The organism is Paraburkholderia sp. D15, from assembly GCF_029910215.1.
Lineage (GTDB): Bacteria > Pseudomonadota > Gammaproteobacteria > Burkholderiales > Burkholderiaceae > Paraburkholderia.
Genome location: NZ_CP110395.1, coordinates 73,201 through 95,487, shown reverse-complemented (window position 1 = coordinate 95,487; position 22,287 = coordinate 73,201). Strand labels below are relative to the sequence as shown.

Annotated in this window: 8 protein-coding genes; all 8 read right to left on the bottom strand. The window is 61.8% G+C overall.

Annotated features, from left to right (window positions below; all coding sequences use genetic code 11):
• Positions 1 to 54: 54 nt before the first annotated feature.
• Positions 55 to 522 (bottom strand): hypothetical protein, encoded by a 468-nt coding sequence (locus LFL96_RS00305; RefSeq protein WP_280996942.1) that lies wholly within the window; start codon positions 520 to 522, stop codon positions 55 to 57.
• A gap of 158 nt (positions 523 to 680) precedes the next feature.
• Positions 681 to 1,073, bottom strand: a complete 393-nt coding sequence (locus LFL96_RS00300) for a hemagglutinin repeat-containing protein (protein WP_280996941.1) — start codon at positions 1,071 to 1,073, stop codon at positions 681 to 683.
• Positions 1,074 to 1,518: 445 nt separating this feature from the next.
• Complete coding sequence (locus tag LFL96_RS00295; RefSeq protein ID WP_280996940.1) at positions 1,519 to 5,880, bottom strand: hemagglutinin repeat-containing protein; 4,362 nt, start codon at positions 5,878 to 5,880, stop codon at positions 1,519 to 1,521.
• 51 nt (positions 5,881 to 5,931) lie between these two features.
• Positions 5,932 to 6,276 carry a hypothetical protein gene (locus LFL96_RS00290; protein WP_280996939.1) on the bottom strand — a complete coding sequence of 115 codons (345 nt, stop codon included), beginning with the start codon at positions 6,274 to 6,276 and terminating at the stop codon, positions 5,932 to 5,934.
• A gap of 606 nt (positions 6,277 to 6,882) precedes the next feature.
• Complete coding sequence (locus tag LFL96_RS00285; RefSeq protein WP_280996938.1) at positions 6,883 to 7,830, bottom strand: hypothetical protein; 948 nt, start codon at positions 7,828 to 7,830, stop codon at positions 6,883 to 6,885.
• A 269-nt stretch (positions 7,831 to 8,099) separates the two neighbouring features.
• Complete coding sequence (locus tag LFL96_RS00280) at positions 8,100 to 8,486, bottom strand: hypothetical protein (protein WP_280996937.1); 387 nt, start codon at positions 8,484 to 8,486, stop codon at positions 8,100 to 8,102.
• 5 nt (positions 8,487 to 8,491) lie between these two features.
• Positions 8,492 to 20,329, bottom strand: a complete 11,838-nt coding sequence (locus LFL96_RS00275; protein ID WP_280996936.1) for a hemagglutinin repeat-containing protein — start codon at positions 20,327 to 20,329, stop codon at positions 8,492 to 8,494.
• Positions 20,326 to 22,194, bottom strand: a complete 1,869-nt coding sequence (locus LFL96_RS00270) for a ShlB/FhaC/HecB family hemolysin secretion/activation protein (RefSeq protein WP_280996935.1) — start codon at positions 22,192 to 22,194, stop codon at positions 20,326 to 20,328. Before LFL96_RS00270 ends, LFL96_RS00275 begins: the two co-directional genes overlap by 4 nt.
• Positions 22,195 to 22,287 lie beyond the last annotated feature (93 nt).

Sequence of the window (22,287 nt, the reverse complement as noted above, 5' to 3'; positions counted from 1 at the left end):
CAGCTTGTCCGTCGCGCTGATCTGCGTATCGCGATTGGTCGCACCGTTTTAGATTTATAAGCCGTATTTAGAAATTACACGGTTAACTTCGGACAACTTTTCTGGGTGAGCGGCAGAAAGTGCCTGCAGCGAATCTCGAACTGCCCGGCGTACCACATCCCCACTGTACTCCCACTCTGACGGTTCGATTCCACTCACGTCCGGGTCGGCCCATACACGAAAACACTCCTCCCCAGCAGATCCATCAACTTGTTCTATTTCCCATCCTGGGTCACCGCCTACCCCCCCACCTCTCTTTAAGATTTTCTTGAGCCAATGATCAATAGGTTCGTCAAAGTACGGACCTAACACAAAAATCAGAGCCCAATACAAGAGTCTTTCGGATGGTTCAATATTGTCTAAATTTCCCCATTTCATTTCACTACTCCAGTTGGATACACTGTATGGAGCATACGGCTGGCCGTTTTTAATTCTTAACTGAATCAATAACTTTACGCCGTTGACGACAACCTTCTGTGCCACATCTCCAGTTATCTGGTATTGAACTATTTGCTTTGCTTATAGCAGTTCTCACCATGTCAAGCATGTTCTGATACACGGCGGAATCAAATACAGCTTTCAAAAGTGGCTTATTTGCATTGGGAAGTTGATACTCTACTTCGTAGATCCCAGGGGCCGTCTCAACTCGCGGTAAACAGTTCCTCCGACATCGTCGAGTACCGTCGTAAATGCTTGATGTCGTGGAACTCATCGTCCTGATACGTTTCGGTCGCGTCCGGAATGTTGACGTTGCCCTTCGCGGCCAGCGAAACCGATTTCGAGCCCACCGCATTGCTACCGACGACGGTAATGTCCTTACCGCTGACAACCGTGACGCCATCCGGCGAAATCATGCTGCTGATCGCTTTCGTGGCCGTCTGATCGGCCTCGTTGGCCGCGCTCATATGGCTCGCCACGCCGCTATGGCTGTGCGTCTCGTGCGAATTGTCGACGTGTGTTTCCGTCGCGGCGCTCACGTTCACGTTGCCCGCCGCCATCAGCAACCGCATTGCCTTGACCAGATTCTGAGGCACATAGACGTGCACGTCGCGCTACAGCCAGCGCGGCTAACAGTGCGTGGTTAAAAATCGACCAAGCGTCGCATACCTCTTTCGTCCCGAACAGCGTATATAACTTCGTACTGGAATGAAAGCACCCAACTAGCGTCACTTAATTTACAAAAAGCCTCCAAGAACCGATTGATCTGTGTACTGCATTCGCGAGAATGCGTGGTGACAAAAACGAATACGACTCGGCACCCTACTTTCCAGTCCACGTTTTCCAAGTTCTCAGCGCGAATATTACTTTCCTCACCCTCGACGGGTGCGTAAGAAAAAAACATGTTTGAAATAGGAAAGTTGCCGTCAAACCCAACACCGCGTTCGACGGACTCGCCAGCACCGCAACAAGATAGAGCTGCTCGCACGTCACCCTCGGATGCGTGCGAATCGGCCTCAAGTATCAACATGAAAGACATAGTTATTTTCCAATTACAGTGACGACGCCGTTCTTAATCAGAGTAACACTGGTTAATCCTGCCACGGGGTTGCGCTGAAGATATTGAGCCACTTGGGAGTCGGTCAATGGCGAATCTGCGAGGTTAATCACAACGTTGGAAGCTTGAGTGTTGACCTTCGTCGTGACGGTATCTCGTATAGTCTGCAAGTTACCCGATGTCGGCGAGTAGATATCAGCGACCTGCCCATTTATCTTGATGTCTGGGTTCGCGCCGGGTTTCCCCGTATTGGGCAATTGTTCCACATTCAGCCCGTGGTCTGCCAATACTTCAGCGGCTTCATTCTGACGTGCTATCGATCTTACCTGGTCCGCCGGAGCATTGAGCGGGGGCAATTCAGCATCGCCACTCAGAACACCAGTCGCTCGCGGAAGTTGACGCTCGCCAAGCAAAAATTGAGCGTCATCCACCAGCGTGGCTCCGCCGCCAGCGTATGTCTTGGGCGCGCCAACAACTTCCGCACTCGTACCACTTTTCCCGAGAAGACCAAACGGCAACGCCATCGCCCCAACCGCCTGCGCTGCTGCAGCCTCATCGGGCGACATCGGAATCGGCGGCCAACTCAAGCTTGTACCTTCCGAGCCCAAAGCAACCCCAAGGGCCGCGTTGTACACACTGATTACAGTGTTCCCCGCTGCCTTCACAGGCCCCGTGACCAGCGCAGATAAAGTTGGCCCGGTCGGGCTGATTGTCCCCGGCAGCGGCGGACGATTTGCCGCCGTATAGATATCGGGATTCGACGACTTCGTGTCTGCGTTCAAGCCCGAATTCTGGTATTGATCTCTCGTCGCCTGGAATAGCGGCATGTTGCCGTAGCCGGCGGGATTCGACGACTTGACCTGATCAAGCCACGCCTGCGCCTGAACATCGCCGCCAGGATGCGAAGTTGCATATTGCAGATCTACATCGCGCAGCGCCTGCGAGGACAAACGTTGCAGTGCGTCGTCGTAACTGGTCACACCCGCATCGGCCAATTGTTTCGCTTTTGCTCGGATCGCATCGATTTCGGTCTGATGCAATTGCCGGTTATACAGATCCGCCCCCAGCGCCCCATTCGCGCCGCTCATCGCGCCACCTGTACCGCCCAGCGCTCCACCCAGTGTCGCGCCCGCAGCGCCCGCCGCAATGTTCGACAAGATACTGGTGCCAAGCGTATCCGGCAGCGCCCCAGTCACTGCATTGCTGGCTATATCGCCGGCAATCGTGCCTCCGACCGCACCCAACACATTCCCGCCGCCCAGCGCAGCACCAACCCCTGCCACAATCGCATGCGCACCGATCCGTCCCGCACCTTCGTTACCCCACAGTGCGTACTGAGACTGCGCCGCCTGGAGGTCCGCCCTCGCCTGCTGTTCAGCCGCCGTGTCACCAGACTCCTGCGCCGCTTTCAACCGGCCATTCGCGTCGTCCATCTTCTTGCGCGCGCTGTCCTGAAGCGCCCCGGCAATATCCCCCGCCACCTGCATCCCAACCTGCACGGCCCCCTGCTGAACCGCCATATCATCGCCGACCTTGCGCGCATCGAACGTGTTCTGCACCGAGCCATTCGCATTCGCCGTATCGCGGCTCAATCCAGCCGTGCTGTCATGCCCAGTCCCCGCATCACCGCGCACGGTAATCGTCCCCGGACTCACCGCCGCGTACGTCGTACCCGACGCGCTGTCGCTCGTCCCCGCCATCCCGAAGCCACTCGGCCCGAGTCCCTGCGAGTTCTGCGAACTGGACGTGTTATTCGCCGTCTGCTTCACCGGCGTGTTCCAGTTCACCCCTTCCGGCGTGCTCTTTCCAAAGCCACCGCTCGCACTGAACCCGATCGTCGAACCCGAATACTCCGCATGGTTCTCGAGGTTGCTAAAACCCAGCGTCTGCGTCGACAGCGAGTTCTTGTCCGCCGTCGCCGTGCTCGCAATCGCACCGCCATCGAGCTGCGTATGGTTGCCGACGTTGATGTTGTACCCGCCATCGCCCGCAAAGAATCCGCTCTGCTGATTGACCGACTGGAAGCGGTCCTTGATCGTCTGATCGCTGAAGCTCGCCGAACCCTGTGCCGTCGTCCCGTAGCAGATCGGCGGAATGCACAGGCTCACCTGGAACCCGCCGCTCGTCTGCTTGCTGTCGTACGTGTTGGTGTCCTGCTGGCTCGCGATATTCAGATCGCGCCCGACATTCACCACCACCGTATTACCCGACACCTCCGCGCCGCGCACATTCGTGTCGCGTCCGCTCGTCACCGTCAGCTTGTCCGTCGCGCTGATCTGCGTATCGCGATTGGTCGCACCGTTGCCGTTGGCGTGCCCGCTCGCCGTGTTCGCCGCGAGTTCGATCGTGAAGCCGTTCTGCTGCCCCCCCAGGGCCGCACCGACACCAATGCTTCCACCGCTGCTGCTGTTGTGGCTCGACTCCTGATTCGTATCCTGCGCACTCTGCAGGTTGATGTCCCGTGCCGCGTTCAGCACGACGTTCTGCCCGGAGATCTGCGTGCCGCGCGAATTGATGTCGCCATCCGTCGCAATACCGTTCGCGTCCTTCGCGCCGCTGCCCGTGGCGACCACATTGACCGTGCCGCCCGCGTGCAGCGTGCTGCCGTCGTTGGCCACCTGACTGCTCTGCGACTCGCTACTGCTCGAACCGCCGCCGATACTCACCGTCGCCTTGATCAGCGCCTGCTGACTCGGGTTGGTAGCCGTCGCGACCTTGTACGCGTTATAGACCGCGAGCCCGGCCTGCGCCGTGTCCAGTGCAACCAGGCGCGCATCACCCGCATGGCTCGCGTTGTTCATGCTCTGGTTGACCGTGGCGATCGCATTGCCCACCGCACCGCCCAGCGCCAGCGTCACGCCGAACTGGCTCGAACTCTGGCTCATGCTGTTCTGCATGGCGTCCAGCCCCGGATCGAGGTTGACGTTCCTGCCGATCAGCGTCAGATCCTTGCTCGCGCTCACATCGGCGCCGGCAATCGTGACGTCCTGGTTCGCGTCCAGCGAAACGCTACCCTTGCCGCTCACGATCTGGCTGCGGATCGTGCTCTGCGTCTGCGCGGCCGAGTCCTGCACGCTATGGTTGTTCGATACGCCGACGCTGAACCCTGTCGATGTCCCGTTACTCCCCAGGCTACCGATCCGCTGACCGCTCGACTCCTGGTGATTCGTGTTCGTATCGCGCCCGGCCAGCACATTGATCGCGCCCTGGCTCGCCACCAGGTCGACGCCCTGCGTCCCGCTGATACCGGAGCCGATCACGTTGATGTCGCCCGTGTTGCTCTTCACGATCACGCTGTTGCCGGACACCACCGTCGCCGTCTGCGTGCTCTGCGCCTGCGTGCCGTTGGCGTTATTGCGACTCGCGTTATACGGCGACGGGTTCGTTCCGCCGCTGTTCGCCGTGCCGCTCACCCAGCGCGTCAGGTCGCCCAGCCCCGGCGACGCAAGCGAAATGCCCATGCTGGAACTGCTCGACTGCGAACTCTGCTGCAACTGATCCGTCGACGCCTGCAGCGTCACATTGCGGTTCGCCGCCAGCGTCGCCGTGCCGCCGGCGCTGATCGTCGAGCCGATGATGGACAGATCGCCGTCGATCGTCTGGCCGTTCGCGTCCTTCACGGCGCCGCCCGCCGCGGTCACTGACACGTTACCGCCGCCTCGGATCGTGCTGCCCGCGTTGGTCAGGCTCGAGACATCGGTGGTACTCGAACTCTGGCTGCGTCCGTACGACACGGAGATCGACGGCGTATCGGCCGCGCTGGCACCGATGCCATTCAGCGTGTTCTGTGCCCGCTGATACGCCGTGCCCGACGATGCATTCGCTCTCGCGTCGCGAACCGCATCGAGCGGCGTGCCCGTCACGCCAACCGTCAGACCGCTCGAACGCGCGTCCTGCTGATCGTGCGAATGCGCTGTATCCTGGCTCGGATCGATCGTGACGTTCTGCCCCACAATCGCAATGTTGCCCGTCGCGGCGGTGACGTCGCTTTTCGCCTTGCCGGCAACAATGTCACTCCCCCCAATATGAACATCCTTCCCCGCCGAAATAACCACATTCCCCTGCACCGCGCCCACCGAGCTACGCGCCTGGCTCTGCGTGACCGAATTCGCGTTGTACTGATCCTTCTGTTCGCTCGACCCGACACTGAAGCCAATCCCGCCGCTCCCCGACAGCCCCGAATGCTTGACGTCGTGGAACTCATCATCCTGATACGTTTCGGTCGCCGCCAGAATGTTGACGTCGCCCTTCGCGGCCAGCGAAACCGAGTTCGAGCCCACCACATTGCTGCCGACGACGTTGATGTCCTTGCCGCTGACAACCGTGACGCCATCCGCCGAAATCATGCTGCCGATCGCTTTCGTCGAGGTCTGATAATCCTCGACGCACCACAATGCTTACAGTTCAACCGAGAAAGATAGCTCCTCAATATAAACTGTAAAATCGTGGATAGCGTCTATAACTCCCCAAAAATCAGGATCGACTGACATCGATAGCTTTCCCGAGATTCTCGCATTATTAGAATAACTATATTTACTGCCACCCAAAGCGGGAACACGCTTTAGCAATCGCCTTTCCAGGTCTGGATGACGCACTGCAATCGCCAGCTCCATCTGGTCCTTATTTTCCTTGCTTTCCACCAAATATCCGACCCCATGCACCATTACAAAAATCCCTTCAATGGTAACTTCGCTGCCATCAGGCACCGAAAGCTTGCCACTCGTTAAATCTGAAACTCGCATACATTCCTCATTTCTTAGTGAATACAGCCTGCTTCCGTTCTCGACTGCGAAGGATTGTTTATCCCGAGACGGTCCCGACAGTATGTGGAATACGTGCAAGTGCTAGCCGTTTAAACACACAGCTCCGATCGCTGTTGCCATCTGCAGACGATATCTCGTGCGTCGCCTGCCCGCAAAATGCATTCGCACTTTGATCCCAAGTGCCGGGCGCCCGTTGAGAACGTGCGGCTCGCATGAGCCGTAAAGGGGCCAACGTCCATTCAACGGCTAGCGCCACGTCCGCGCTGTTGTATGCAATGGCTACCGTGTGTTGGAATTTTCGCGATTTTTCATCGCAGTTTTCCCCAAAAATGCCGCTATTGTCACAAAGCCAGCCACTGCAAAAAACGACAGGATGGCCGGAAGAGTAAAAAACTGTCCGAATCGCAACAAGGTCATCTTGTAACCGACCAGAAAAAGACCTAGAAGAAAAAGTGCTCCATAGATGAAAATTATCGTAATCACGAATACCTTCCAAAGTCGAAACCGACCCAGAAATTTGCTGATCAACTGTCCAAACAAGCCGCCTATGACTCCACTTAATATTTCTCCTGACACAGTTCACTCCTACTTATTTTTTGATCCATCTGCATTTACGGCAGCCTGTACCGCCTTCCCTGCGCTCTGGCCAAGCGCTAACTTTATTCCTCGAATCACGATCCCTGGGATAGTGGCGGCGTTTTGAAGTGAGTTTGGAACTCCGACCCAATTGAACATTTGCGTGGTGAAGATATTGGCATACGCGCCAAACGTAGCCGCTGCCGCAAAACCTACACCTGAAAATCGATTAGCAAAAGCGTCTGCATAAGGCGTCCCATGCAAGTAGTTGTCGATAGCTGCGCCAAGGCCTGCCGTTCCAGTGTAAATGCCACCGGATACAGCGGCTCCTGTCCCAGCTGCCGTAGTCAATGAATATCCTGCTTGTGCTGCCTTATAAGCCGCCAGAAACTCTTGCGCATAGGCAGTCGCTGCGGACCCACCTGCCAGGAGTTCCGGTGCCAGCCCTCCCACAATCGCCGCCCCTGCTGCCGGATTCGCCGCCGACGCGGGAAACGCCTTCTGCTCCGGCGTCAACGAATGATCGGCATTGCCATACAGGTCCGGGTTCTTGTATTCGTTAGGCGTCGCGGTGAACATGTTGCCCGCGTTCGCGCTGATAAACGCAACCGCTACCGCATTCCCACCCGGTTCCTTACTGGCATCTGAATCAACCAGACGATAGCCATTGGCGAGTAGCATCTGTTGCGCCTGATCTGCTGTGATACTCTGGCCCGTATTCTCCTCGTAGAACTGAGCAAACTTGCTCGCGTTGTCCTTGGCCCATTTGCGTTCGTCAGGGTGAAGCTGCCGGTTATACAGATCGGCCCCCAACGCCCCATTCGCGCCGCTCATCGCACCACCTGTACTGCCCAGCGCTCCACCCGCCGCGGCGCCCGCAGCGCCCGCCGCAATGCTCGACAAGATGCTGCTACCCAGCGAATCCGGCAACGCACCCGTCACCGCATTGCTGACCATGCCTTCGGCCCCGGCATCGGAGAGATCAATGAACCCGGCTTCATCGACGGAACAAGCTCCGTCGCCGTATCAACAATCAAACCATCGCCCTTGCCGATCGTCGCGCCCGTCAACCACGAGGGCGATGACGAAGTCAAAGGCGGCAACATCGATGCCTGATTATTCTCAACAACAACGGACTGAAATTCACCACGCGTCAAAACGACTTCGTAGACGTGACCGGCATTCTCCTTAAATCCGCAAATTAGCTCTGCCTGTTCCGTGCGGCCTCACTCCTTGAAACCATATTCAGGAGGAATCTTCCAATCACCGCTTGGAAACTCGGGCCAGCCGAAGCGAGGATCACCGTAGGCCTTCTTGATATCGTGCGTCATCCCATCAAAAAAGCTTGCCAAAGTTTGAAGCTGGATTCCGGCATGAATCAACCCCGCCTTTGCTGTCAGCTTGTCTCCTTTCTTCATCGCAGAATCATAGAGATCAATTGCCGCTTCGAGACGGCACATTCTTTCGTCCAAGGACGCACCTTGATCCTTTTTCCAGTTGATATACCATTCGAAATCATCCACTTCTTCATTGTAGGCACTCAAATCAGCATCCGTCATGCCGTGCGACAGTGCCAAATCTTGCAACAGGAGTTTGATTCGGTTCAGTTTCATAGCTCTCACTTAACATTAATCCTGCGGCCCTGTCCTGCATTTGTTTTAGAACCGTTCACAGTGCCATCCATGTTTACAACAGCCTTGAATTTTCCTCTGCTATCAAATACTTCAAGGTGATCTTTGTGCATGCCATCAAGGTAAAAATAATCCCCTTTGTTGATAGAACCTACATCATCAGTTGCCTTGTAAACGCTTTGCCCGTCGATTTGTTGCAGGCGTGTCTTCTGCGACGCGTCTCCCAATTGCGTGCCAAACCCCGGCGTATCCAGGAACGCGCCCATGTTGCCGACCCCGCCCTGATTCGGGTTGTAACCCGCCATCGTAACTGTGTCGGTCACCAGCGTTCTAAGCCAATCCGGAGTCGCCTCAGTAATCAGCGTCTCGACAAACGTTGGTCCCGGCAGCGGCGTTACCAACGGCCCCGCCTTGATCGTCGGATCAAGTTCAGTCGCCGGATCAGCAATTACGCCGTCACCCTTGCCAGCCGCCTCCCCCTTGAAGCCCGGCAGCTTGAGTAACCCCGCCAGCCAAGGCGGCGGCGACGCCATCGGCGGCGCCACCTGATTATTTTCAATTTCAATCTTCCCCGCCCCCGCTGCCGTCGCCACATTCTGACCCGACACCGCCGCCACGCCGGCAACAAGGCTCGTCACCAGACTATCGCGCGCCTCGCGATCACTCGTCGTCATCCCGTCAGTCGGCTTAAGCAGGCTCCCAAGCACCGAACTCGTTGCCGCCCCCAGCGCACCCGCCCCGCAACTCTGGCTGCTGGCCGCCGCCCCCGCGCAACCTACAATCGCATGAAGTGCCGCCCGTGCGCTCTCGTCCTGTAACCCGTCGGCGATCTTCTTGACGCCATTCGCGCCTAGCTCCTGCAGGTACGCAATCGTCGCGCTCTGCGCGAACTGGCCCATACCGCCCGTCACGTTCCCACCGGCAGCCACGGACAACGCCGTCAGCACCTGACGATACGTCCCGCCCGGTCCCCAGTCGGCGTTCAGTTCGTCGGCCTTCTGCTGCGCAGCGGCTCGCTGCTCCGGCGAGAGTGCGGGATTGCTTGCCTCTTTCTTCGCGGCATCCGCTTCCGCCGCGCGGTTAGCGACGAACGTCCCCGTCTGGTTAATGAACTGACTCGCGATATCAAAGCCAGCCTCGATCTTGTCCTTGTCGAAGATCTGCGCGAGCGGCGCCCCCGTATTCGACGTGTCCCGATTCACGCTGGCCACGGTCTCATCCGCCGTCTTGCCGGTGAGGTTCTGTTGACCGGCCTGATCAGTGATCTTGATCGTGCCGCTGCTGATGCCGCTGCGCGTCGTCGAACTCGAATCGCCCGAAGCGCTTAGCGCCACCGGAGGCGCGGCCGTGAATCCTCCGTCGCTCTTCGGCAAGGTCGTACCCGGCACCGGGTTGACGTTGTCCGCCGTACCCTTCTGGTTCTTGCCGATCGATCCGCCATACCCGCCCGATACGCCGAGCGACGATGCGTCGTAAGCCGCATGATTCTCGATATCGCTGGTCGTGAGCGTGCCGGTACTCAGGCTGTTCACGCCGTCCTGCACCGCCTTGTCGCTACTCGCGACCACTGCGCCCTTCAGGTCCGTATTACCCTTCACGTCGACCTGAAAACCACCATCGCCCGCCTTGATGCCCGACTGCTCGTTGACGCTCGCGTAGTCGCTCTTCATCTTCTGCTGATTGAAACTCCCTGACGCGCTGGACGCGCCATAGCAGATTGGCGGCACGCAAACGCTCACCGACACGCCGCCGCTTGTTTGCTTTGAATCGAAGTGACTGACATCCTGCAGGCTCTCGATATTCAGGTCGCCGCCGACCTTCGCGACAACCTGTTCACCATTTGCTACCGCGCCCTTCAGATTGGTATCCCCTCCGGATTGCAGCGAGAGCGTATTGCCAGCGTTGACGTGTGTGTTCGTCCATGTAGTGTCGCTGCCGTTGCCATTACCCTTCGTGCCGGACACGCCAACCTGGAACGAAATCCCGTTCGACTTCCCGACGCCGAACGTCACACCGATGCTCGCACTCGATCCGCTGTTTGTACTCGTCTGACTATCGGCGTTCTGTGCGGCCTGGAGATTGATATTTCCTTGAGCGTTGAGGGTTGCGTTGTTCGCCGCAGAGATATCGCTGCCGACCACGTTGATGTTGCTGTCCGCACCCGCGCCAGTAGCGGTAATCGTGAGGTTGTGGCCAGCGGACACAGTACTGCCAGCAGCCGTACTCGACGTTGCCGTCGAATTGCTGTTGCTGTGACTTGTGCCTAGCGAGATGTTGATGCCGACACCGCCGACTGCGCTGGGGTCGCTCATCACCGCGTCCATTGCATTTTTCGCCGCCAGCCCGGTCGTGGCTGCGGCGAGCGCTTCGAGTCGTGGATCGCCCTTGACCTGCTTCACGTCCTTGCGCATCTGGTTTGCGGTCTGCACGGCCGCCAGCACCGGATTGCTGATGCCGCCGGTGATCGCCGTCTGGCTGAACGACTGCTGTTCGCTTTGTGTCTGCGTGTTTTGCGCCGCGTCGACTGTGACCGCCTTGCCAGTCAAGCTCAGGTCGTCTGCCGCGTGCAAAGTGCTGCCGGTCACGTGCAGATTGTCCCCGGCACTCACAGTAAGATTACCTTTCAGCGAACCGATCATGCTGCCGTTGTTGGTAACTTGACTGGATTGCTGCGCGTCGGTCGTCTTGCGCGCGCCGAAGCTGTAGCCCTGCAAACCGCCGTCAAGCTGATTCAGAACAGTCATCCCCGACAGGAAGCCGTATTCGCTCTTCCGGTAGTCGGTCTGCGTCGACTGCGTGTCCTGCGAAGTCGTGATGTTGACGTCATGCGCAGCTTTCAGCGCGACGTCGTTCGTGCCGACGATATTGCTGCCAGTAACGTTGATGTCCTTGCCGCTGACAATGTTGACGCCATCGGCCGATATCGTGCTGCTCTGGTTCAGCGTCATCGTCTGATCGATGCCGCTGGCAACCTTCGAGCCACTCACAATCGCGTTGTGGCTGTGCGTTTCATGTGCATTGAACTCGTGCGTTTCGCTCGCGGCGACGACATTTACGTTACCTGTCGCCAGCAGGTTCGCACTCCCCTTATCGAGGTTGATCGTGCTACCGCTTAGCGTGATGTCCTTGCCGGAAACGATGTTCACCGTATCGCCGCCCGTAAGGGAGGTACCGGTCAACGTTTGATCGGACGTATGGTGTGTCTCCGCATAGCTTCGGCCAAAGTCGCTACCCGAGCTATTGCTATTCACTGTCGATGTCGCGCTGGCACTGCCGAGCACCACGTTGCCTTTCGCCGCAATCGTGCCGCCCTTGCCGAGGTCGATCTGCGCGCCGAGTGCGGTCAAGTCTCCACCGATGGCGATGTTCGACACCCCACCCACCTTCACCGAACTCCCCACATCGCTAACCACATGCGTGTCCGACACGCCGTTCGCGCGCGCCACCACCTTCGTCTCGCCCGTCTCCAGCGCGCCGAGATTCCAGTTGCCGCCGATGTTCATCCCCAGCGCGCCGCCCACGTTCAACGCGGCCGCGTTCTGTTCGAAGTTGCCGCCCGTCACGATCGCCGCGTTACCGGTCACGTTGATGCTCGCCAACGGCCCGAGCGTCGTCGTCACGCGCGTCGCGCCGGTATCGCTCACCTGATTGAACGTGTTCAACGCCGTATTCAGCACGAGGTTGCCGCCGGTCTGCAAACCGAGGCTGCCCGCATTCAACGTGGCCGACGTCAGATTCACGTCGCCCGTCGTCACCAGCGACATCTGTCCGCCGCTCTGCAGCGTGCCGAACGAACTGTCGATGCTCTGCCCGCTGATCGCGAAGCTGTTCGTCGCCTTGATCGTGCCGCTGTTCGTCACCGTCTGCGCGTTCTGCAGATCGATGTTGGTCGCGGCGATGACCGGGCCATTGCCCATGTTTTCCTGGTTGGCCTTCGCCAGATAAACCACCGGCACCAGCACCGGCTGACCGTCGACGATCTGCGTCTGCATGATCACGACGTTGCTCGTCAGTTGCGCGACCTGTTCCGGCGAGAGTGCGGTGCCGGGCGCCAGGTGGAGCGACTTCGCGAGTTGCGCGCCCGATGTCATCAGCGCCTTGTACTCGTCCTGCGCGCTCGCGTAGTTCGTCAGCACGGACTTGCCGGTCATGGCCATGACCTGGTCCTGCACGAGCTTCTGCTCGTAGAACCCGTCGCCGAGCCGCATCTGGATCTGGCTCGGGTTGGTGCCCATCTGCTGGAAGTAGTAATCGCTCGACAGCCACTGCTGCTGATTCGTGAAGGCCGGATTCGTTTCGACGAGATATGGCGCGTTCGGCGCCCTGTCCGGATGGAACAGGCCGCCGCTCGGCACCGTGATGTTGTTCAACACGGAAACCGCCGCCGCGGCAGCGATGATCGGGTTGTTGAAGTTCTGCAGACCGCTGTTGAGCAGACCGCCGCCCTGCATCACCGCCGAGTTCGCATGCGCTACACCGCCCGAGCCGATCCCGCCGTTCACTGGACCCGCGCCGATCACGCCGACGCCGTTCGTGGCGATCGTGCCGTTCACCACGCCTGCGCCAATCGCACCGACGCCGCTCGTGCCGATTATGCCGCTCACCGCGCCCGCGCCGATCTGGCCAACGCCGTTCGTCCCGATCGTGCCGCTCACGGTGCCCGCGCCGGTACCCGATACCGTCTGCCCCGGCAACAAACCGAGCGGCGTCACACCTGCATTGCCCGCCGTGTTGTGGATCGTCACGCCGTTGCCGCTGAGCGTGCCGCCCGCGGTGAACGACGATTCGTATCCCGGTAGCGCCCACTTGCGAACGTCGGCCGGCGCCGCCTGCGGATAACCGCCTGGACGCGAGGTGACGAACGGCGCGTCGCCGAACGGCAACTGCCAGTTGTGTTCGCTGTTGTCGTAATTGTCGTAGTGGTACTGCCCCGAGTACGTTACCTGCACCAGCGGCGCGCTCTGGTCGCGCCAGCTGTTCTGATCAAGATTGACCGGCGCCGCGAGGTTGCCGGCAGCGGCCACCTGGCTCCAGTAATTCTGGAACGTGCCGACACCGGACGCATTCAGGTTGCCGCCCGCGATGATCTGCGACACCGGACTGATCGACGTGATGGTATTGGCCACCGCGACGCCGGTGTACGTCGTGTATTGATACGTGCTGTTCCATTGGCCGCCGTGCGGCGGATCAACCGGTACGCCGCCGATCAACGTCGCTGCGCCGCGCGAACCCAGCACCTGCGGATGATTTGGATTGCACGCGTCGATGTAGGTCGCGTCACAGCCGACCAGCGTGATATTGAGGCTCTGCAACAACGCCGGATCGACCGCCGACGTGAAGCCGCCGGTGGCCATCACGCGACGCGTGTTCGTCACCGTACCTGCGTCGATCTCCATATCGCCGGCCGACTGGATCAGCCCGGACTGGTTGTGAACCAGGTTCGCCTTGGTGTAATGGCCGTTCCCGTCGATACCGCCGGCCAGCACGACCTTGCCGAGGCCGTAGATCGTGGTCGCGGCCGCCGAGTCGGTGGCCGTCGTGTCGTCGCGGTTCTCGATATCGGCCGACAGCAGTTCGAGTTTGCCGCCCGCATCGGTCGCGCCGATCAGTGCGCTGGTGCCGAGGTTCGACAGCAAGCCTGCCGCGTTCAGCGACACGCTCGCGCCCACGATCGCGCCGGTGTTGGTCAGCGTGTTCGAATGCGTCGCGAGCAAACCGCCGGCGGCCATCGAGCCGCTGTTCTGGACATCGCCCGCATTGATGATCAGTCCATTGACGGCACTGATCGCACCGTAGTTGGTGAACGTGCCCGGCAACGTAAAGGTCAGGTTATGACCGGCGCTGAAGTTGTAGCTGGAGGCGGTGGTGAAGTTGCCCTGCAGATTCAGCGTGAGGTCGTTGACCGCGCTGTACGCACCGCCGCCCACCAGCGAACTGGCGCTCAACGACAGATTGCGCGACGCGCCGATCTGGCCGCTCCAGTTGGTCAGATTGCCGCCGGTCCAGATGCCGACATCGCCGCCCGCGTTGCCGACGTTGCCGATCCGGCCACCGCTGTTGTCGAGGTTGCCGGTGTTGATCTGCAGATTCCCGCCGCTCAGCTGGCCGCCCTGCGTGTTCGACACCGACGACGCCGTGACGGTGACGTTGCCGTTGCCGCTGATCGAGCCCATGCCCGTCACGCCGCCCGCATTGCTGTTGAGGAGCGACGTGCCGCCGTTGACCGTCGTGGCACCCGTGCCGACGTTGGTGACCGCGCCGCCGGAGTTATCGATGGAAGCCGCGCTCAGGCTCAACGTGCTGCCGGCGATCACGCCGCCTGCGCCGATCACGCCGCCTGCATTGGTCAGCGCGCCGCCGCTCGAAGCGGTCAAGCCGGTGCCGGAGGACAAGCGGCCACGCGTGTTGTTCAACACCGTCTGCACGATCGCGGACATCACGCCTTGCGACGCGAGTGTGCCGCCGGTGTTGTCGAGACTGCCCGCCGTCAACGTCGCGCTGCCGTTGCTGGTGATCTTGCCGGCCACGTTGCTTAGCGCGCCCGCGCCGCCGCCGGCATTGACGGTCAACGTACCCGTGCCGGCATGCGTGATCGTGCCGCTGTTGTTATCGAGCGTGGCGGGCGCGAGCGTCAGGTCCGTGCTGTTGGTCTGAATCACGCCGCCATTGGAATTGTCCAGCGTGCCCGCCACGCCGATGCCCATCGCGCCGGTGCCGAGCTGCGTCAGCGTGCCGTGCTGGTTCGTCAGATTCGTCGCGGTGACGTCGAACTGATTCGCGGTGATCTTGCCGTTGCTGTTGTCGAACTGCGGCACGACGAACGACAGGGTATTGCCGCTCACCAAACCGTTCGCATTCTTGAACGACGCGGCATGCGTGGTGACGGTCTGCGCGCTCAGCGTACCGTTGCCGTTGTCGAGCAGGCCGTTTGCGGTCGCGTTCAGCGTCTGCCCGGCGGTGATGCTGCCGCCGTTCGTCAGCGATGCGGCCTGCACCGTGCTGTTACCCGATGCGGCGATCGTCCCGTTGGTATTGACGATGGCCGCGCCGCTCGCGACGCTCAGGTTGCCGTTGGTTTTGAGCTGACCGCCGGTGTTGTTCAGCGCGCCGGCCGATGTGGCGCTCAATCCGGTCTGCCCGCCGATGCTCCCGCTCGTGTCGTCCAGACTGCCTGCGTTCAACGTCACCTGACCATTGCCGACGATCGTGCCGCCGACGTTCGTCACGGCGCCCGTGCCGTTCGCCGCGTTGATCGACAAGGTGCCGGTGCCCGCATGCGTGATCGTGCCGCCGTTGTTGTTCAGCGTTGCCGGTGCCAGCGCGAGGTCCGTGCTCTTTGTCTGGATCAGGCCGCCGTTTGCGTTATCGAGCGTCCCGCTCACGTCGACGCTCATCGCGTCGGCGCCGAGTTGCGTGATCGACCCGCCTTCGTTGGTCAGGTTGGTGGCGCTCAGGCCGAGCTGGTTCGTCGTGATCTGGCCGTGGCTGTTGTCGAACTGCGCGCTCGACATCGTCACGGCGTTGCCGCTCACCACGCCGCTCGCATTCTTGAACGACGCGGCGTTCGTCAGCACCGTCTGACCGCTCAATGTCCCGCCTGTGTTGTCGAGTGAGCCGCTCACGGTGGCGCTCAGCGTCTGCGCGGCCGTGATGCTGCCGCCGTTGGCCAACGACCCGGCCCGCACCGTGTTATTGCCCGACGCGGCGATCGTCCCATTGGTGTTCGTCAACGCCGCGCCGCTGGTCACGCTCACATTGCCGTTCGAGCGGAGCTGTCCGCCGGTGTTGTTCAGCGCGCCGGCCGATGTGACGCTCAATCCGGTCTGCCCGCCGATGCTGCCGTTCGTGTCGTCGAGACTGCCCGCGTTCAACGTCACCTGACCGTTGCTAATGACCGTACCGCCGGCGTTCGTCACGGCGCCCGTGCCGTTCGCCGCGTTGATCGACAGCGTGCCGGTGCCCGCGTGCGTGATCGTGCCGCCGTTGTTGTTCAGCGTTGCCGGTGCCAGCGCCAGGTCCGTGCTCTTCGTCTGGATCACCCCGCCGTTCGAGTTATCGAGCGTCCCGCTCACATCGACGCTCATCGCATCGCTGCCGAGTTGCGTGATCGACCCGCTTGCGTTGGTCAGGTTGGTGGCGCTCAGGCCGAGCTGGTTCGTCGTGATCTGGCCGTGGCTGTTGTCGAACTGCGCGCTCGACAGCGTCACCGCGTTGCCGTTCACCACGCCGCTCGCGTTCCTGAACGACGCGGCATTCGCCCGTACCGTCTGGCCGCTCAACGTGCCGTTGGCGTTGTCGAGCAAACCGCCCACGGTCGCGCTCAACGTCTGTCCGGCGGTGATGCTGCCGCCGTTCGTCAACGTCCCGGCCTGCACCGTGTTATTGCCCGACGCGGCGATCGTGCCGTGGGTGTTCGCCAGCACCGCGCCGCTCGTGACACTCACGTTCCCGTTCGAACGAAGTTGTCCGCTGGTGTTGTCGAGCGCATTGGCCACCGTCGCGCTCAAGCCCGTTTGTCCGCCGATGCTGCCGTTCGTATCGTCCAGACTGCCGGCGTTCAACGTCACCTGTCCGTTGCTGACGATCGTGCCATCGACGTTCGTCACGGCACCCGTGCCGTTGGCCGCATCGATCGACAGCGTGCCGCTGCCCGCGTGCGTGATCGTGCCGCCGTTGTTATCGAGCGTGGCGGGCGCGAGCGCGAAATCCACGCTCTTCGTCTGGATCAGACCGCCGTTCGAGTTATCGAGCGTCCCGCTCACGCCGAATTGAATCGCGCCCGTGCCGAGCTGCGTGATCGTGCCGTGCGCGTTCGTCAGATTCGTGGCGCTCAGCGCGAGATGATTCGTCGTGATCTTGCCGCTGCTGTTGTCGAGTTGCGGCACGGTGAGCGACACGCTGTCGCCGCTGATCGTGCCGTTCGCGTTTTTCAGCGACGCGGCGCGCGCGGTCAACGCCTGGCCGTTCAACGTGCCGCCGCTGTTGTCCAGCGCGCCGTTAATGGTCGCGTTGAGGTTGCGGCCTGCCGTCACGCTGCCGGTATTCGACAGCGACGCTGCCTGCACGGTCGCGTCGTTGGTCGCGGTGATCGTGCCGTTCGCGTTCGTGACCGCCGCGCCGCTCGTGACATCGAGACTGTCGTTCGATGCGACCACGCCGTTCGTGTTGTTCAGCGCACCGGCAACATTCGCGTTCAACCCGGTCTGCGCGGAAATCGTGCCGCCGGTGTTGTCGATGCTGCCGGTCGACAGATTCGCCATGCCGTTGGTCACGATCTTGCCGCCGACGTTCGTCAGCGCGCCCATGCCCTGCCCCGCAGCCAGACCGCCCGGCGTGCCGGCGGCGATCGTCAGCGTGCCGGTGCCCGCGTGCGTGATCGTGCCGCCGTTGTTGTTCAGCGTGGACGGTGCGAGCGTCAGATCTTTCGCATTGGTTTGCAGCAAACCGCCGGCCGAATTGTCGAGCGTGCCGCTGACGTTGACGCCCATCGCGCCCGCGCCGAGCTGCGTGACCGAGCCGTTGTGATTGGTCAGATTGGTCGCGCTGACGGTGAGCTGCGTCGCGGTGATCTTGCCGCCGCTGTTATCGAGCTGCGGCACCGCGAGCGACACGCTGTCGCCGCTGATCGTGCCGGCCGCATTCGCCAGCGAGGCCGCGTTTGCGTCGAGCACCGCGCCGCTCATCGCGCCGCCGCTGTTGTCGAGCGCGCCCGAGGTGGTCACCGCGAGCTTCTGCGCGGCCGTCAGCGTCGCGCTGTTGGTGAGCGTTGCCGCATGGATCGTCGCGTTCCCGTTGCCGCCGATCACGCCACCCGTCGCGCCCTGCGCCGTCGTGCCCGCCGCGTTCGTGATCTGACCGCTGGCGCTGAGCGTGAGCCCATCGCCGTTCTCGGAGACGATGCGCCCCGCCGTGTTCTGCACGTTCGCGCCGGACACGTTCACCGCGCCGGCCGCTTCGAGCTTGCCCGCCGTATTGTCGATGTCGCCGTTCGACGTCACGTTCAGCGCCTGCGTCGACGTGATCGACCCGGCCCCGTTGCGCAAGCTCGCGGCGGTGATCGTCGCGATGCCGTTCGTGGCGATGCTGCCGTGCGCGTTGTCGAGCGCGCCAGTCTGGAGCATCAACGACGATGTCCCCGCCTGGCTGATCGTGCCGTTGGTATTGGTCAGGCTGCCCGAGCGAATGGTCGCGCTCTGCGCATTCGTCGTGATCGTGCCGCCGGTGTTGTCGAGCGCGCCCGTCGCGCTCAGCGTGGTGGCGCCCGCGCCGGTTTGCGAGAGCGTGCCGCCGCGATTCGATAGCGCAGCCGCCGTCACGCTGATCTGGCCGGCGCCTGTCTTCGCCTGATCGTTCGTGAAGCTGCCCGCGGCGTTGACGTTCAGACTGCCGCCGGTCTGCAGCGACGCGCCCGTTTGCACGAGGTTGCCCGTGTCGCCGCCCGCGCCGGTCGCCGTCAGCGACGCGCCGCCCTTCACCAGCGTCTGGCCGCCGCTCATGTTCACGCTGCTGCCCGAGAGCGTGAGGTTGCCGCCCGCCATCTGTTGCCCGGTGGTGGTCACGTTGCCCGCGCCGGTGACGGCAAGACTGCCGCTGCCGGTGAGATTGCCGTTCGCGTCGACACCCGCGCCGAGCGAACCGGTCGACGTGATGCTCGCGCCGGTCACCGCCGTGTTGCCGAGCGCGGCCACCGTGCCGCTGTTGCCGATCGCCGTGCCGCTCGTCAACGCGGCGGTTTGCGTCGCGTAGACAGCGCCGCTGTTCGCGAGGTCGCCCGCGGCGGAGATGCCGAGGTTGCCGTTCGCGCTCGTCGAGCCCGACAACGTGACCTTGCCCTGGCTGCTGATCTGCACGTCGCCGGCTTGCGACGCGATCGTCCCCGCGCTGTTCACGCCGACGCCCGCCTCGGTGCCCACCAGCATGATCTTGCCGGCGTACATGCCGCCGAGTTGCGCGACGTCGATCGCGACGGCGGGCTTGTTGCCGTCCGCGCCGAGCGACTGCGCGTTCAGATCGCTGTGGCGCACATCGTTATTGCCCGCCACGACGTTCAGCGACTGTGCCGCCCACACCTTGCCGTTGATCGCCACGCTCCGCGCGATCAGATCGACCTGATCGACGTTGCTGCCGTTCAAGCCCGCCGCGCCGATCTGCAACTGCCCGCCGGTCACGTGAAACGCGTCGAGACTGCCGGTGCCGCCGAACACCGGCGTGCCGGTCGTCAACACACCGCGGCTCGTGTTGATGAAGCCGCAGCCGTTGCAGTAAATGCCCGACGGGTTGGCGATCACCACCTCGGCCCGCTGACCCGCCACTTCGGTGAAGCCGAGCAACTGGCTGGGATTGCCGCCCACCACCTGGTTGACGATCACGCGCGCGCTGCCGGCGGCGAGATTCGGATTGCCCGTCACGTAGCCGCCGAGCTGCGTCTGGACGTTGCTCCCCGAGTTGTTCAGGATCAACCCGTTCGGGCCGACGTTGTACGTGGTGTAGTTGTTGTTCGACACGCCGGCCCCGTTCGGCGTGGCGATCTGCACGATGGGTATGCCGTTGGCCGTTACGCCGACCGCGGGCCGGCTGCCCGGCGTGGGCGCCACGACCACTTGCGCGTCGGCCCACAGCGGTTGCATGCCGAGCGCGCACAACGCGGCGAACGCGACGTGCCGCATCGACAGCATATCGACGAAGCCGACCCGCGCAAACGAGACCGGCGCACGGCGCGCGATCCCCGTCGAGCGTCCCTTGCCGCACCCGGTGGCGGTTTCCTGCACGGCGGTCCACAAGCCGCGTGCCGCATTGAAAATGACGCGATAGATATTCTTGTTCATAGCAGGAAACTCACGCTGAAGCCCGCAACCGGCCAGCGGTTCGGGAAACGGGCCGGCTGATACAGCGGACCACCGATGAAAACGTCGTAGCTGACGTGCTTGAATGCGCCGCCGCGCAGGCCGACCACCGCGCCCGCGAGACGACGGCCGAGCAGCATCTCCGCACCGGGACCGAACACCTCGCCGCCGTCGAGGCCGAGATACAGCGCCTGACCGAGACGTCCCAGCGGAATCTCGAGGTCGTTGCGCATGAACACGCCTTTCTCGGCGGCCAGCATCGTGTTGCCGTCGAAACCGCGCACCGTGTAGCGGCTGCCGATCGAGAAGTACTCGGTCGCGTACAGCGTGTTGGGCGAGTTCTGCGCCCGCACCGTCGCGACGTAGCGCAGCGGAAAACCCGCGATGGCGAACGGCACGCTCAACGTCGCGTCGAGCGTTTCCATGTGGTAGTAGTTGGTCGGCGCGGTCGAATTGACGCTCGGCAGATCCTGGCTTGCGCCGAACCACGGCACACCCCAGCGGTACGCGAGCGTGCTGTCGAGTTGCGCGGCGCCGAAGTAATGCTTGTGCTCCCAGCCCAGCTCCGCATACGTGCTGTCGCGATGCTGAACGTCGATCTTTGAACCGTCGAGGAACGCGTCGCTGAAGCGTTTGCCGAAGCGGAATTCGAGCGTGTTCTTCTGCACCTGATTGCGGAAGAACTGGTACTCCGTCTTCACGTCGTAGGTGCTGGAGTTGCCGCTCGACACATAAGACCCGTATGCGCCCGCGATTTCCTGGTGGTAGTTGTAGCGGCTCGCCGTGGCGGTGAGCGTCCAGTTGCCCCACGGAATCGTGTAGTACGCGCTGCTGCCGTACGTGCCGTACTCGTTCGTATGGCCGTTGATGTCGTGGCTGTAGCTGATGTTGAAGAGGTCGGACAGGCCGAGCGGATTGTCGAGCGTCACGCTCACGTTGCCTTGCAGCTGTCCGGTCGACTTGAGTCCGCTGTCGTCGGCGCTGATGGCAAGCGACCATGGCTTCGTGCGCTTCACCGCGATCACGACGTCGCTCTCGCCGGCCGACGGCCCCGGCACGATCTGCATGTCGACGTCCTGATTCGGTACGCGCTTCATCTGCTCGAGACCCTGTTCGAGCCTGCGCAGATCCAGCAGATCGCCGGCCTTCGTCGGGAACGCGTTGCGCCACGTGCCGTAGGTCGACGGATCGGCGAAACGGATCGCGCTGATCACGCCGGGAATCAGTTGCAGCTTCAGCGTGCCGCTCGACAGATCCTGCGGCGCGATGACCACGCGCGTGGTCGAATACCCCCGCTCGATGATGCGCACCATCACGCGATGCACGATCACGTTGAGCCCTTCGCGTCCAATGCATTGACCGCGATAGCGCTGCAGATAGTCGTTGGCGAACGTCAATTCGCCGGGGAACAGCGGGTTGGGCGACAGCGCGCGCGCACCGGCGGCCTGCACCGTCTCGCTCAAACCGGACGGCACCTCGAGCATCAACGTGTCGACCTTGAAGCAGGTCGTTTCGACGGGCAGCTTGCCGTCGTCGACCTCCACGGCCGCGGGCGCCTGCAACTCGACCTTCGGCGCGTTCAGCGAGCGTTCACGTTCGACCGCCTGTTCCTGCGCGCGCAGTCGCTGCTCCTGATCGCGCACGGCCTGACGCTGCGCCTGTTCGGCGAGCGGATCGTTTGCCTGCGCGTGTGCAAGAGGCGAGTGCGAGAGTGCGATCCAGGCGGCGCAAAAGACGCCGACGGTCAGGATCCGACCGCCACGCCGCCGCTGAGCGCGAGCGTTTCCCCCGAATGCGCGCGCCGGTTCCGGCGACCGCGCAATCCGGCCCGATTCATTGTTTTTCATGACGCAATTCTTTTTTAACGCGTCTGAATGCCGCGCCCGATGACTGTTTCCAGCATCGAGCGTCAGGCAAGCCCCGCAGCCTGCTCGACGCAA

Bases quoted from the DNA above. Each gene is read 5' to 3' on its own strand.
- LFL96_RS00295 (WP_280996940.1), bottom strand. From the start codon at position 5,880: ATGATTTCGGCGGATGGCGTCACGGTTGTCAGCGGCAAGGACATCAAC.
- LFL96_RS00290 (WP_280996939.1), bottom strand. From the start codon at position 6,276: ATGCGAGTTTCAGATTTAACGAGTGGCAAGCTTTCGGTGCCTGATGGC.
- LFL96_RS00285 (WP_280996938.1), bottom strand. From the start codon at position 7,830: ATGGTCAGCAATGCGGTGACGGGTGCGTTGCCGGATTCGCTGGGTAGC.
- LFL96_RS00280 (WP_280996937.1), bottom strand. From the start codon at position 8,486: ATGAAACTGAACCGAATCAAACTCCTGTTGCAAGATTTGGCACTGTCG.
- LFL96_RS00275 (WP_280996936.1), bottom strand. From the start codon at position 20,329: ATGAACAAGAATATCTATCGCGTCATTTTCAATGCGGCACGCGGCTTG.
- LFL96_RS00270 (WP_280996935.1), bottom strand. From the start codon at position 22,194: ATGAAAAACAATGAATCGGGCCGGATTGCGCGGTCGCCGGAACCGGCG.